The sequence below is a fragment of the Desulforhopalus singaporensis genome (genome assembly GCF_900104445.1).
In the GTDB taxonomy this organism is placed as follows: domain Bacteria; phylum Desulfobacterota; class Desulfobulbia; order Desulfobulbales; family Desulfocapsaceae; genus Desulforhopalus_A; species Desulforhopalus_A singaporensis.
Genome location: NZ_FNJI01000008.1, coordinates 133,727 through 147,783, shown reverse-complemented (window position 1 = coordinate 147,783; position 14,057 = coordinate 133,727). Strand labels below are relative to the sequence as shown.

9 protein-coding genes are annotated in these 14,057 nt (G+C 49.0%); 4 read left to right on the top strand and 5 right to left on the bottom strand.

The window, feature by feature from the left end:
• The first annotated feature begins 153 nt into the window (after positions 1 to 153).
• The 4 genes from BLQ17_RS07560 (at position 154) to BLQ17_RS07545 (ending at position 6,525) form a co-directional block, all read left to right on the top strand.
• The gene (locus BLQ17_RS07560; RefSeq protein ID WP_281180510.1) at positions 154 to 804 is read left to right on the top strand and encodes a TetR/AcrR family transcriptional regulator; all 651 of its coding nucleotides are present in this window, start codon (positions 154 to 156) and stop codon (positions 802 to 804) included.
• Positions 805 to 913: 109 nt separating this feature from the next.
• A complete protein-coding gene (icmF, locus tag BLQ17_RS07555) occupies positions 914 to 4,192 on the top strand; it encodes a fused isobutyryl-CoA mutase/GTPase IcmF (RefSeq protein ID WP_092221450.1) in 3,279 nt (1,092 codons plus the stop codon).
• Positions 4,193 to 5,231: 1,039 nt separating this feature from the next.
• Entirely contained in the window at positions 5,232 to 5,654 is a 423-nt protein-coding gene (locus tag BLQ17_RS07550; RefSeq protein WP_092221448.1) for an acyl-CoA thioesterase, read from the top strand.
• Positions 5,644 to 6,525: a creatininase family protein gene (locus BLQ17_RS07545; RefSeq protein WP_092221446.1), complete on the top strand. Its 882-nt coding sequence runs from the start codon at positions 5,644 to 5,646 to the stop codon at positions 6,523 to 6,525. Before BLQ17_RS07550 ends, BLQ17_RS07545 begins: the two co-directional genes overlap by 11 nt.
• A gap of 87 nt (positions 6,526 to 6,612) precedes the next feature.
• Here BLQ17_RS07545 and BLQ17_RS07540 read toward each other — a convergent pair whose 3' ends face one another.
• The 5 genes from BLQ17_RS07540 to BLQ17_RS07520 form a co-directional block, all read right to left on the bottom strand.
• Positions 6,613 to 7,518, bottom strand: a complete 906-nt coding sequence (locus BLQ17_RS07540) for a radical SAM protein (protein WP_092221444.1) — start codon at positions 7,516 to 7,518, stop codon at positions 6,613 to 6,615.
• 136 nt (positions 7,519 to 7,654) lie between these two features.
• Entirely contained in the window at positions 7,655 to 9,406 is a 1,752-nt protein-coding gene (locus BLQ17_RS07535) for an acyl-CoA dehydrogenase family protein (RefSeq protein ID WP_092221443.1), read from the bottom strand.
• Positions 9,407 to 9,467: 61 nt separating this feature from the next.
• Positions 9,468 to 10,715 (bottom strand): L-lactate MFS transporter, encoded by a 1,248-nt coding sequence (locus BLQ17_RS07530; protein ID WP_176761128.1) that lies wholly within the window; start codon positions 10,713 to 10,715, stop codon positions 9,468 to 9,470.
• A 68-nt stretch (positions 10,716 to 10,783) separates the two neighbouring features.
• Positions 10,784 to 11,971, bottom strand: coding sequence for a thiolase family protein (locus BLQ17_RS07525; protein WP_092221439.1), 1,188 nt, complete (start codon positions 11,969 to 11,971; stop codon positions 10,784 to 10,786).
• A 45-nt stretch (positions 11,972 to 12,016) separates the two neighbouring features.
• Positions 12,017 to 14,056 (bottom strand): 3-hydroxyacyl-CoA dehydrogenase/enoyl-CoA hydratase family protein, encoded by a 2,040-nt coding sequence (locus tag BLQ17_RS07520; RefSeq protein WP_092221437.1) that lies wholly within the window; start codon positions 14,054 to 14,056, stop codon positions 12,017 to 12,019.
• Position 14,057 lies beyond the last annotated feature (1 nt).

The window sequence follows — 14,057 nt, the reverse complement described above, 5'->3', positions numbered from 1 at the left end:
CAGCCCGCACCTGGTGCGGGTTGATGCAGAAACCTTCAGGTTAAAAGTAGCGATACGCTGAATCCAGGACAGGTTTTGCGGTGGTTGGTGGCACCTGACTAATCTTTTCGCCGACAACCATCGTCAAACAAATTTGCGGTAGCCAACCAACTGATGATGAGACCAATAACATCAGCTTCCCAGGAAGTTGTAACCCAGATAAAGAACCGGGAACTCGTTAACAAGCGCCGCGGCCAGATAGTTGATGCCGCCGTCAAGCTTCTCGTCCGTCACGGCTACCATAAAACCACGACCAGGGCACTGGCCAAAGAGACAGGTTTGTCCATAGGCTCTCTCTACGAGTATGTCTCATCAAAGGAAGACGTGCTCTTCCTCGTCTGCAACGCCATTCATCTGGAAGTTGAAAAAGGGGTGATGGAGGCGCTGTCCAGATCGAAAACAGAGAGGGAGCCCCTGGCGGATGTCATAAGAGCGTTCTTTCTGGTTTGCGACCGGATGAGCGACCATATCCTGCTGCTGTATCAGGTGACGCAGTTTTTGCCCGCCAAATGGCAGCAGAAGGTGCTCGAAGGTGAACTGAGGATTACCAATCTGTTCGTAGAGGCCATGCACACGCTGATAAGAGACGGCAAGCTCCCGGAACTTGACAGCCATATTATCAACCTGATCGGCCACAATATCTCAGTAATTGGACATACCTGGTCGTTTAGACGCTGGTATTTTTCAAAAAATTTCACCCTTGATGAATACACCAGGCAACAGACCGCATTCATCATGAGTTTTTTGCACGGTAGAGGAAGATAACTTTTTTTCAGGATTATTCCCAGACAGGGCAAATCAATACAACCCCGGGAGGCCGGCAGAGCAAGTTTAAAAAAGCGGCCGCCTTTTGTTTGACAGGAGGAGTAAGACCATGCACGAGGATGTCGAAATTTATAAACCCAAAAACGTTGTTCGCGTAATCACGGCCACATCTCTTTTTGACGGACATGACGCCTCCACCAACATCATGCGGCGCATACTGCAGGATTCCGGGGTAGAAGTCATTCATCTTGCCCATAACAGGTCTGTCCAGGAACTGGTCGACACCGCCATAGAAGAAGATGCCCAGGGGATCGCCATGTCGAGCTACCAGGGCGGTCATGTAGAGGCGTTCAAATACATGATCGACCTTTTGAAGGAAAAAAATGCGTCCCACATCAAGGTATTCGGTGGTGGTGGCGGCGTTATTGTCGCCGACGAGATCAAAGAGCTTGAAGCCTATGGAGTCACCAAAATTTATTCACCGGAAGACGGCGCAAGCATGGGGCTGCAGGGGATGATCAACCACATGATCGAGCAACTTGATTTTTCGACCCTCCCTTTTCATTCGCTCAATCCGGGCGAGCTTGCGGTGACCAGCCCGAAAACCATTGGCGGCTTTATAAGCGCCGTGCAGCAGGCCAAAACATCCGATAACGCCAAGCTTGCCGAACTGCTCTCGTCCCTTGAGCCGCTGGTGGAAAAACACAACTGTCCGGTCATCGGCATCACCGGAACAGGCGGAGCGGGAAAATCGTCTCTTACCGATGAGATCATTGTCAGGTTTTTGCTCGACATCAAGGATATCAAGATCGCGATAATCAGCTGTGATCCGACCAGGAGAAAAACGGGCGGCGCCCTGCTGGGTGACCGCATCAGGATGAATTCGATCTCAGGCTCGGACAACATCTATATGCGCAGTCTCGCGACCCAGAGCTCGGCGACCGAGGTTTCCGAAGCCCTGCCCGAAGCGATACAGGTTGCCAAAGGTGCGGGATTTGACCTGATCATCGCCGAAACCGCAGGGATCGGCCAGGGAGACTCCAAGATAACCGATATTGCAGACATCTCGATATACGTAATGACAAGTGAGTTCGGCGCGCCTTCCCAACTTGAAAAGATCGACATGCTCGATTACGCCGACCTCATTGTGGTGAACAAATTTGAGAAAAAGGGCAGCGAGGACGCCTTCAGAGACATCCGCAAACAGGTCCAGCGCAACCGTAAACAATTTGCAACCCCCCTTGAGGAGATGCCGGTCTACGGCACCATTGCGTCCAAGTTCAACGATGACGGCGTCACCTCGCTCTATCATGGGATAATCGACCAGCTGGCCGACAAGACACCACTCAAGCTGGAGCCGAAACTGGCGCGGCCGAGCAAGAAAACTCCTTCTTCAAGATCAATCGTCATCCCCTCGGACCGGTTGCGCTATCTCTCCGAGATAAGTTCATCTATCAGGAAATATCACGGTGCGACCGAGAAACAGGCCAAAGCGCTCCGCGCCTACACCCATTTGTCAGAAAGCGCCAGAATACTGTCGGAAAAAGAAGAACTGCAATACGACACCGCCCTTGAGGTTCTAAAAAATGAGAGCAGCAGCGCCAAACAGAACGTTGCCAGGGAGACGGAGGAACTGCTGACTCAGTGGCAGAAAATGAAAGACGCCTACGCAGGAGACGAATATGTCTATTCGGTGCGGAACAAGGAGATCCGTGTCCCGCTCTACACCACGTCCCTCTCCCACTTAAAGATTCCGAAACTGAGCCTGCCCAGATTTACCGACCCTGCTGATATCTATTCATGGATGCGCCGGGAAAACCTGCCCGGGTACTTTCCTTATACCGGCGGCGTTTTCCCGCTCAAACGTACCGGGGAGGACCCGACCAGGATGTTTGCCGGCGAGGGAGGACCCGCCCAGACCAACGCCCGGTTCAAACTTCTTTCCGGCAATTATGAGGCGAAACGGCTCTCGACCGCATTCGATTCCGTGACCCTGTACGGCTGGGATCCGGCGATAAGGCCCGATATTTACGGCAAGGTAGGCACCTCGGGGGTATCGATCTGCTCGCTTGACGACGTCAAGCTGCTGTATGACGGTTTTGAACTCTGCTCCCCCACCACCTCGGTATCCATGACGATCAACGGACCCGCGCCGATCATCCTCGCCATGTTCATGAATACCGCAATCGACCAGCAGATCGACCATTTTGTCGAGGAAAACGACCGGCAGCCCACCGAAGATGAGTATAAAGGTATTAAAAAGCAGGTACTGACTAGCGTCAGGGGAACCGTTCAGGCCGACATTCTCAAGGAGGATCAGGGACAGAATACCTGCATTTTTTCCATCGAATTCGCCCTGAAGATGATGGGTGATATCCAGGAGTATTTCATCGCCAACCAGGTAAAGAATTTCTACTCCGTCTCCGTGTCCGGATACCATATCGCTGAAGCCGGGGCCAATCCGATCACCCAGCTGGCCCTTACCCTCTCAAACGGCTTCACCTATGTGGAATATTACCTGTCGCGGGGGATGGACATCGACCAGATCGCTCCCAACCTGTCGTTCTTTTTCTCCAACGGAATGGATCCCGAGTACACCGTCATCGGCAGGGTGGCCCGAAGAATCTGGGCGGTCGCCATGAAGGAAAAATACGGGGCCTCGACTTCATCCCAGCGTCTCAAGTACCATATCCAGACCTCAGGTCGGTCCCTGCACAGTCAGGATATTCAGTTCAACGACATCAGAACCACGCTCCAGGCGCTCTGTGCCATCTACGACAACTGCAACAGCCTGCACACCAACGCCTATGACGAGGCGATCACCACTCCCAGCAGTGAATCGGTCAGGAGAGCGCTGGCGATCCAGATGATAATCAACAGGGAATGGGGGTTGGCTAAATCCGAAAACCCGAACCAGGGGAGTTTCGTGGTGGAGGAACTGACCGACCTGGTGGAAGAAGCGGTACTCGCTGAATTTGACAAATTAAATGATCGCGGCGGGGTCCTGGGTGCCATGGAAACCGGATATCAGCGCTCCAAGATCCAGGAAGAGTCGATGTACTATGAGCACCTCAAGCATTCCGGAGAATATCCGATAATAGGGGTAAACACCTTCCGCAACCCCGACACCGACTTTTCCAAGCAGACCGCCACTCTGCAGCTGGCCAGGGCTACCAAGGAGGACAAGGACGAACAGATCGCGAGGCTCGATCGGTTCCACAAGGCCCATGAGCAAGAGTCGGAACAGGCCCTTGCAAGACTCAGGGAAGTTGCGTTGAGCGGCGGTAATATTTTTGCAGAACTGCTCGATACGGTAAAGAGCTGCAGTCTTGGACAGATCTGCGATTCTCTTTATAAAGTAGGCGGACAATACCGTCGCAACATGTAAAAAACAGTTATAAGCGAAGAGACCTTCTGTAGGGAAACGTTTGAACAGTTCAGGAAATCGTTTTTTTACGGCAGCCGTTCCGAGCTGAACTTCAAGTTTGTCGATCGTCTCGACGATGAAGAGGCCTCTTCGTTTATTGCTTCGCTCTTTTAAAATGTAACCGCCGCCCTGGACGAAGGAAATCTGCGCCCCTTTGGGCAGCACCTCATAAAGGGGTAGATCAGGGCACATTGCAACCCGACCTGATTCACCTGCCGGGACGGTCCCTTCGCGCCGTTTAAGGGTAAGCCCGAAGGAGCCCGGCTTACCCTTCTCACCTCATCCTGATATTTCAGTGCGGACAACGCCCCCAGACCGTTTGGAATTGACGGCCTGAGTCAGCCACAGGCCGAACAGCGAATTTTTGACCTTCTCAAGCAAGACCCGACCTTTTCCCACTAGCCAAATAGAGGATTGCGACCTTTTATCGTGCAAATGATCAAATCGTTACCCAGCAAAAGTATAACGTTTCTCAGGGTTACAACAACCGGCACCACAATCGTTCGGAAGGCCAGCAACTGCTCCATAAAGGATACAGTCAAATAGTGTGAGCAGATTTTTGGTCTATAGCGTCATGGCATCAACGAAAGACGTGGATATCTGGTCTGGATAATGCGAAACAGACTATTAAAGAAGAATTTATTAAATTTACCGGACACACAGATGAATGAGGCAAATAAGAAGTGGTCTTCACATTCAATGAGAAAACGACTTAACCTAGACTCCTCTTTATTGTTGCAAGATCAATTTTCGGATATCTAATAAGGAGATACCAAATAATTTTACAGAAACACCTGGAAATACAGCTCAATTATGACTACATTGTAATCGCATTATACAATACACGGTGTGTTTACCACTAAACATGATATACATATAACAAGATATAATAACACAAAAAACACAAATTACGATAATACATATGTACCTAATATACATATCCACCTTTTACTCGTATCAAAAGTGATTTTAATTGCTTAACGTTTAGCCCGGATTTCTCATGTCAATGTTTACTCACCACAGGAAGGTTCGGTTTGAGGATTGCGACCCCGCCGGCATCGTTTTCTACCCCAACTACATTCTTATGTTGCATCGTCATTTTGAAGATTGGTTTGCTGACGGGCTGGGAATCTCACTGGGCACCATGAATCTCGACCGTAAAATAGGGTTTCCGATAAAAAATCTGAACGTAGATTTTCAACGGCCAAGTCGCCTTGAGGATGTATTGGAATGGAAATTACAAGTAATTAGCACTGGAACAAGTTCCATTACTCTTGGTGTAGAAGCAGAATGTATCGGGGAGACACGAATTACAGTAAAATTAACAGTAGTAGCGGTCAATTTATCCAAAAACCCAATTGTTCCCTGCAGTATACCCGAAGATATCAGAGAACAGATCTTGAAATTCAAAAATGAAAACTAAAAATACTGCCAATTACGACTCTTCTCCCAACATTCATCGGTTACTCAATTTAAGCTGGATTGAAATCAATGAACTTGATAAGAGCCGTACAGTTGTCTTGTTACCTGTCAGTCCGATCGAAGAGCACGGCCCACACCTTCCTGTAGGAACAGACGTGTTTGGTGCTGAAGATATTGCCGGGAAAACCGTATCTTATCTCTCTCAATCCAGCCCTGACACCCACGCTGTTCTCGCTCCCGTTATTCCCCTTGGTTGCGCCCCGATTACAGCAGATTTCCCTGGAACCTTTCCTATTTCAGGAAATACCTTTAAAAATCTTATCTCCGAATTCTGTGAAAGTCTGACAAAGAGCGGTTTTCGTTATATTGTCATAGTAAATCATCATCTAGACTCAGTTCACCTGAAGGCAATTCTTGAAGCTATAGAGAAGGTGGAGCAGGAAAACGATGTCAGGATAGTTGAAACAGCAGGGCGTCTTCTGTATTCAGATATGCAACTCAGCGAATTGGAAGAGTGCAGGAATCTTGGCCTTGATATACGAACAGAAATGCATGGGGATGTTCGCGAAACATCCTACATACTTCATAAAGACACGGATCTTCTCAAGCTGGATTATCATACACTAAAGCCTGTACTCATCGATATAAAGCAGGGGATGAAAGAAGGAAAGAAAACTTTCAGGGAGATGGGAGCCACAGATGGATATGTCGGCAGTCCGGCCCTGGCCAATGATGATCTTGGGCGAATCCATCTTGAAGAACAAGGAATGTTGATTGCTGAAATGATAACAGCCCTGCTTAAGGGAGAAAGCCTGCCCGAAATGAGGCCGGCTATCAGTGCTTACCTGAAAAATCGCGTCACCCTCAACTGAGTTAATTTCAGGCATAAGCTGTTGCCCGGGGCTTTTCTTGTGGCTAAACCCGATTTCTCACCAGTCCATGTGGTGCTGGGAGATGGGTTAAAGCCTGCGATATTCCTCGACACCCAGGAGAGCAGCGTCTTGAATGGCTTCTTCAATTGACGACATCATCCTCTCCGTGTCATAAGGCAGGGTTCCGGCTATGGCGAAATAGTTCGAAGCATGATTGGCACGAAAAACCACCGGTTCATTGGTGGTGATATTATCCAGTATTGTCCTGGCCTCTCCCAACAAGTCAGCCGCACTGTCAACCGGATCAAAAAGATTGTCACGAATCATATGATCCAACATCGTATCCGGTACTACCATCAGGGTCAGGGCCGCAGCATACGTTGGAGCCATGGCAGACAATGCCTTCCCTGTATTGACAGCATGATTGGAGGAATGCTTTTGCCCTCCAAGCCCGAGAATTACGGATACGGAAGTACGCATTCCACTGCTTTTTGCTTTCAATATGGCTTCAACCTGTTTTTCCACCGATACTCCCTTATTCATCAAATCAAGCACCGCCTGGTCCCCACTCTCCAAGCCAAGATAAACAAGGTTCAAGCCACTGCTATACAGCGCCTGCAATTCATCAATTGATTTCCTGAGAATATCTTCACAGCAGGCATAACAGGAAATCTGTGTCAGTTTTGGGTGATAATCGTTACATGCCTTAAGGACATCCAGGAGATCATTCGTTTTCATGACCATGGCATTTGAATCGAGGAGGAAGATTTTCTCGACACCCCCGCCATAAAGGTTCCTTGCCTCCCTGAGATCCGCGATAATTTCGCTTGTTTTACGTACCCCGAATTTCTTTTGCGTATAACGCTTCTTAAACACGTTAGAATTGCAAAAATGACATCTTCCGACAGCAGCAGACGAGCATCCTGTCGTAGCCTGGACCAGAAGAGATGCATGTTCACTGGGTGGCCGGTAAACAGGTTCTGCGTAAAACATGTCACAAATCTCCGTAGCTATTTATTTTCGTGGGAAAATTCAATTATGACAGAAAGGCTGAAGCGAGGCTTCACCCGTTCTGCCATGATATATAAACGAGTACCAAGAATCTGGTACTCGCCACTACAAGAACCTATCAGACCACGTATTTTCCTGCTGCGGATATCGCTCCCGCAACCTTCTCACGCACTGCGATAAGGTCCATAGGGGTATACTGTGTCAGTTTCACAAGATGACTCTGGAGTTCTTCAAGCGCACTCCCGGCAGCAACATGGGCAAGTATCTCCATGGCTGTGTTCGTCACTTTAACAATCCCGGAATGAATGAAAGCCTTTGCCATATTCGTCTTCAACTGAACATTTCGCCCTTTAGACGCTTCAGCCTTGCAGGCACGCAGCCATGAGCTTTCCATTGCATAGGAATAGATGGCAATGTCCGCAAGCCGACCAAGAATCTCCTGATGCTTCATAAGATCGCTCCCAAACTTTTCCTGGGAATGGCCTAGTACAAACAGAAACACTTCCTTACACGCCTGTACGATATCACTGGGAGTTTCCCGTACGGTAAGCTGCCCGTTAGATTTTTTAAGAATCTTTCCAACTTCCTCAAAGAGAGGCAGTGCTCCTTTCTGGGAACGTCTCAGCAATGTTGTTGGTATAATCGTTCGATTAATTTCATTTGTTCCCTCGAAAATTCGACGAATCCTGGCATCACGGTACAATCTTTCGATGGGATATTCGGCGATAAACCCGTACCCGCCGTGAATCTGGACACCTTCATCTACGACGAACGCTTCAACCTCACTGGCAAAGACTTTTTCCAGAGAACACTCGAGGGAATATTCTTCAATGCCTTTTGCCGTAACTGCACCGGCGTCATCACCAGTCCTGTCAAGGCTGTGCATCATGTCGTTGAGCAGGCCGGCTGTCCTGTAGACCGTGCTTTCAGCAGCATAAATACGAATTGCCATTTCAGCAATTTTCTCTTTAATGAGGCCGAAATTCGAAATTGGGGAATTAAACTGCTTTCGCTCATTCGCATAAGCCACGGACTGGTCCAATGCATACTTGGCGGCACCGACTGCATTAGCAGCCACCTTATGCCGTCCGATATTAAGAATGTTGAAAGCAACGACATGTCCTTTACCGACTTTGAAGAGCAGGTTTTTTGCGGGAACCTTGACATTGTCGAAAAAAACACTGCGGGTGGACGACCCTTTCAGTCCCATTTTATGCTCTTCGGCTCCGGTCGTCAGCCCTTCACTGTCACCATCAACAATAAAAGCGCTGAATTTATCGCCGTCCACCTTGGCGTAGACTATAAAGATATCGCCCATTCCGGCATTGGATATAAACGTCTTACTGCCGTTAAGTATATAATGGCCTCCATCTTCGCTGAGTACGGCCCTGGTTTTTGCAGAAAGCGCATCAGAACCTGAACCTGGCTCCGTGAGTGCGTAGGCGGCAATTTTTTCGGCCGTAACTATGGAAGGAAGATATGTGGATTTTTGTTCTTCGTTGCCAAAATAGACAATAGGAAGATTACCGATTCCAGTATGTCCACCGTGGGCGATCGCAAAAGAACCTGCTGCTCCAACTTTTTCGGCGATAATTGTGGAACAGACTTCATCCGTATCGGTGCCATCGTACTTTTCCGGTATGTCTGAACCAAGAAAACCATATTCACCGGCCTCAACCAGCAGTTCTTTCATGAGGCCTTCTTTTTTAGCGTCTATCTCATCCATTCGTGGAAAGACATTTTCTTCAAGGAAGCTGGTCATACTTTCAGCAACCAGTCGATGCTCATCATCAAAATCTTCCGGTGTAAAAACCCTTGTCGTATCGGTGTGTTGAAGGAGGAAACTGCCTCCTTTAGCGAGTTCAGACATAGTGTACTCCTTATTTTTCATCCCCTTGAGTCCTGCATATGGGAAAGGGAAAAGATGTTTGTTATGAAGTCTCCAGAACCAGATCCCCGGAGTTTTCAGCAACCATACGACGTCTCTTTATCATGTAACTGGCAACTACAGCCATGACAATGCCTACTATACTGAGCGCACTTGCGATTAGAAACGCCTGTGCATAGCTCCCACTGCCTGCTTTCATTACAGCGGCCAGACGAGGACCTGTAAACGCTGCAAGCCCGAACGGCAGGAACATAACGCCGAAATTTACTGCGAGATTTTTGGGCCCGAAGGCGTCTGCTGTTAGCGAAGCAAGCATTCCCATAAAACCGCCGAAGCACATACCGACCAGCAGCAAAGGTACCACCACGGCATATGAACTCGAAGCCAGCCAGAACATTGCCACACCGAGAATGACATAGATGATTACCAGGGACGGCATCCGGCCGATAAGATCTGAGATAAATCCCCATCCGGCCCTGCCACTGGAATTACAGAGCGCTAGTACACCAACCCATGTTCCGGCAGCAACCGCGGAATACATACCTACGGACTGGAGAATTGGCGAAGCATGGGCAATAATCATCAGTCCGGAGATACCACCCATAACAATAACTATAGCCAGACAGTAAAAAAGTGGATCGAGCAGCATGCCTTTCCAGTCCTTGTCCGGAATAATCATGGTTTTTTGTTGTACCGGAGAGGGAGTCCAGCCGGCTGGAGCAAAATCGGCAGGTGCGGTCTGGATAAGCAGAGAGAGGATACAGAGAAGTACGAGGTAAAGCGTCCCAAGCATTTTAAACGTTGGAAGAACTTCAAAACGCTCGATCATTACGGCGGCTACAGGAGCCCAGAGGAACGCTCCGCAGCCAACCCCTGCAGCGAGTATACCTGAGACAAGACCACGCCTGTCCGGAAAGAAACGAACCATGTTGGGAACGATGCCGGAATAGATTGTTCCCATGGAAATACCTCCCATAACACCATATGCTATATAGAGTTGAGGCAAGGAAGTCACAAAGCCAACTGCGAGCATACCGAGGCCATACATAATCGCCCCAAACAGAATGATGAACTTCGGTTGAACCCAATCCTGCATTTTACCAGCTATGATAATCGGTATACAGGAAATTGAATGAAAAATTGCAAAGGCAATAGATACATCAGCTACGCTCCAGCCAAACTCCTGGGCCAGGGGATTGACAAAAACGGACCAGGCATATGTCTGACCGATGATAACGTTGATCATGGTGCCGACAACCAGATAAATCCAGCGTTTTTCTTCCAATCGCATACAATCTTCCTCCATTCTTCTCGGTCGTGAATCCAAAGGACACACGACCGTTTAATAAGAAAATATTGCTAGCTCACCTTGAGAATCAGTGATGCGCCGGTATCACCTGCAGCACAGCCGGTTATCAGTACGTACCCGCCACCAAGCATGACTGCCTCCTCAATACCCTCAATGAGCAGCCGTGCCACGGTGGGCGCCTGAGGATGGCCGAATATCATGGAGCAGCCGTAATTGTTCATGCTGTTGACATCAATATTGAATTCCTTGGCGAAGTACAGATCATTTGCTGCAAATGGGTTATGGGTCTTGATAACCTTCATATCTTCGATTTTAAGACCTGCGTCTTGAAGCGCCATCTTGGTAGCCGGAACGGGCGCTGCAGGCATATGAGCCGGTTCAACCCTGGCATATCCATAGGAGAGGATCTGAATAGTTTTGTCGGGGTCCGGGCTCAATTCCATGGCCCGGGATTTATCGGTAACGATTATCCCTGCGTTTCCATCAGCCGGGTGTGTCTGGTGGGCGTAGGTGTGAATACCGTCAGGCAGTACATTTCTCAGTCCGCTGACACCTTCTCTGGTTACAGGAGTGATGCCCTCATCCTCCTCGAACACGATGGTCTTTCTCTTATTGATTTTCACCTCGACGGGATACATGTATTGCTTTTGGAAAGCGCGGCCGTCTTTCAGTGCATCCTGATACTGTTCGTAACGGCGAAGCACGAGTTCGTCAGCCTGTTCCCTTGTTGCTCCGGCTAACTTGGCGACGTTTTCTGCAGCAACCAGCATTGCTTTGCCGGTTACAGGATCGGCACCAAAATTATCCATTGCCCAGTTTTCTGCAATGACTTCACCACCCGGTCCCTTCGGGTTCGGCCAAATCAGGTGTGGAGCGTTCGACATGCGGTCCGCCATAAAGCAAAATGGCATCTTCTGGGTCCCGGCTTCCACGGCCATAGCGGCAAGCTGGACACAGGTCGTTGTGGTTGAGCACGCCTGCATAACGGTCATACCGGGAACCTGCATACCCATCAGAGCCGCAGACCAGGTGGAACCATAAAAGCACTGTTTCTGGACAACAGTCATGCCATGGTAGTTATAATCGAACATTCCGGCGTCAATGCCTTTGTCTGCAAACCAGCGCTTGGCTGTTTCTGCACCGAGTACTATCGAGTTGTCGTTGGAAAGAGTACCCTGCCATTTTGAAAAAGGACTGCTGAAGTACCCTTTGTATGGAATGTATGCGTGTTGTAGCATGGTAAAATCCTCCGTGGTGTTTTTATATAGGTTGATATTGGTTGTTTATTTCCCCTGGTACTGCGGAATTCCGCGTCCTGCAGAGGTAAGGCCCGTAAGGGCATCTTCGGTAGAGAAAATATGGTGCAGTTCTTTAAGCTCCAGCTCTATCGCCTCAGGAATGGTTACCTTCTGCTGTGCGTTGATCAACTCGTCAGCCAGCTTCAAGGCGATAGGCGCTTTACGAGAGATGGACTTGAGTGTCTTTTCAGCCAATTGCTCAGGAACCCCGACAGGTTTTTCACCTGAAAGCAATTTGGCGATATTTTCCTGGCTGCCCAAGGTAGCAAAATCAGCAAAACGTTCTGGAATCTCTCTGGAGTGATACTTATCCAGCTTCTCGCCATTACAGAGCTCCCGAAGAGTGCTGTCTAATTTTTCGGGTGCGACCAGTCTGGTCACAATACCGAGATCATAAGCGTCTTGAGCGCTGATCGGACGTCCGGAAAAAACGTAATATTTCGCCAGTTCGGTACCGATATGACGGGCGCTGCGTATCATACCTCCCAAACCGGGGAATATGCCAATAGCAGTTTCGGGAAAACCCATGGAACCACTGGGGGTTGCGACAATCGCCTGGCAAGCGAGGGCCAGCTCGCTGCCGCCGCCTAATGAGAGACCATCGAGGACTGCAACTGTTATCTTTTCCGAGTTTTCAATACGCAGGAACAGTTCGTGTCCTGCCCGGGTGAAGGACTCAGTCTTGTCGAGCTGCTTTTTCTTTATGTTATTGATGAAATAGCGAATATCGGCTCCTGCGACAAAGGCCTTACCTGCCCCGCGCAGAACTATAGCCTTGACGCCGTCGTCACCTTCCGCCAAGGCAAATTTTTCGTCAAGCTGGTTGACTGTGACTTCATTGAGGGCATTCATGGCTTCCGGACGATTGATCGTAATGAAAGCGATACCGTCATCCACCTCATAATCGACATACTGGAAACTGAATGGCTTGCCGGTTTCACGCTGTTTCAACAGGATCTCAGGCATGGTAAAATCGGGATAAATTTTCGTCATTGCCTCGACCAGTTCGCAACTCTTTGCGATGGTCAGCCGGTTCATGATTTCAAACGGTCCCTGTCTCCACCGTAATCCTATTTTGGCTCCACGATCTGTGTCCTCCACAGAGGCAACCCCTTCGCTGACCAAAGCGGCTGCGGCACCAAGACAAGCTCCGTACAACCTGTCCTGTACGATTTCAAATTTGCTCTCATCCGGCGTACCTTCCAGGTCATACAAGTCTTTCTGCTCCATCTTTATCGGCAATGATTCTGGGGTGCCGTACATTGATCCGAGCTCCCGGCCAAACGTCGCCGAAGCATGAACCGAGATCGGGATTCCTGTCACGTTCATCAACTCAAACGGACCCATCCCTATTTTAAAGGCGGCTTTTGCCGCTGCTTCAATGGTTGGAATGTCTGCAATCCCCGCATCGAGAATCTGGACCGACTCGGTGAGCAGAGGGGAAAAGAACCGGTTGACACAAAATCCGGAGGCGTCCTTCACACAGATGGTTGTCTTCCCGTGAAGCCTGCCAATTTCAAGAGATTTTTTTATTGTTTCAGGACTTGTACCCTCATGAGGGATAACTTCCAACAGCCGGTTCTTTGCTGGATGGAAAAAGTAGTGCATACCGACAAAACGATCCGGTCTTGAAGTTGCCTCGGCGAACTGCCTGACATAAAAACTCGAGGTGTTGGTTGCAAGGATGGTCTTATCAGAGCATATTGCATCAAGCTTGGTAAATAGTTCAGTCTTTACCTTTTCATCTTCATAAATCGCCTCGATGACCATATCCGCATCTTTGAGATCTCCAAGGTTGGCGGTACCTGCTATTCTGTTCAGGGCATTTTGCATCTGCTCGTCACTGAGTAGTCTGCGTTCAACTCCCTCCTGCAGAATTCTGCTGATCGTTGATTTTCCACGCTCGACAAATACCATATCAACATCAGCGAGTATGACTTGTACACCCTCCATGGCGAGCTTTTGGGCAATACCGGATCCCATGTTCCCGGCACCTACCACCCCAACTGTAGTTGCACTACTCATT

Bases quoted from the DNA above. Each gene is read 5' to 3' on its own strand.
- BLQ17_RS07560 (WP_281180510.1), top strand. From the start codon at position 154: ATGATGAGACCAATAACATCAGCTTCCCAGGAAGTTGTAACCCAGATA.
- icmF (WP_092221450.1), top strand. From the start codon at position 914: ATGCACGAGGATGTCGAAATTTATAAACCCAAAAACGTTGTTCGCGTA.
- BLQ17_RS07550 (WP_092221448.1), top strand. From the start codon at position 5,232: ATGTCAATGTTTACTCACCACAGGAAGGTTCGGTTTGAGGATTGCGAC.
- BLQ17_RS07545 (WP_092221446.1), top strand. From the start codon at position 5,644: ATGAAAACTAAAAATACTGCCAATTACGACTCTTCTCCCAACATTCAT.
- BLQ17_RS07540 (WP_092221444.1), bottom strand. From the start codon at position 7,518: ATGTTTTACGCAGAACCTGTTTACCGGCCACCCAGTGAACATGCATCT.
- BLQ17_RS07535 (WP_092221443.1), bottom strand. From the start codon at position 9,406: ATGTCTGAACTCGCTAAAGGAGGCAGTTTCCTCCTTCAACACACCGAT.
- BLQ17_RS07530 (WP_176761128.1), bottom strand. From the start codon at position 10,715: ATGCGATTGGAAGAAAAACGCTGGATTTATCTGGTTGTCGGCACCATG.
- BLQ17_RS07525 (WP_092221439.1), bottom strand. From the start codon at position 11,971: ATGCTACAACACGCATACATTCCATACAAAGGGTACTTCAGCAGTCCT.
- BLQ17_RS07520 (WP_092221437.1), bottom strand. From the start codon at position 14,056: ATGAGTAGTGCAACTACAGTTGGGGTGGTAGGTGCCGGGAACATGGGA.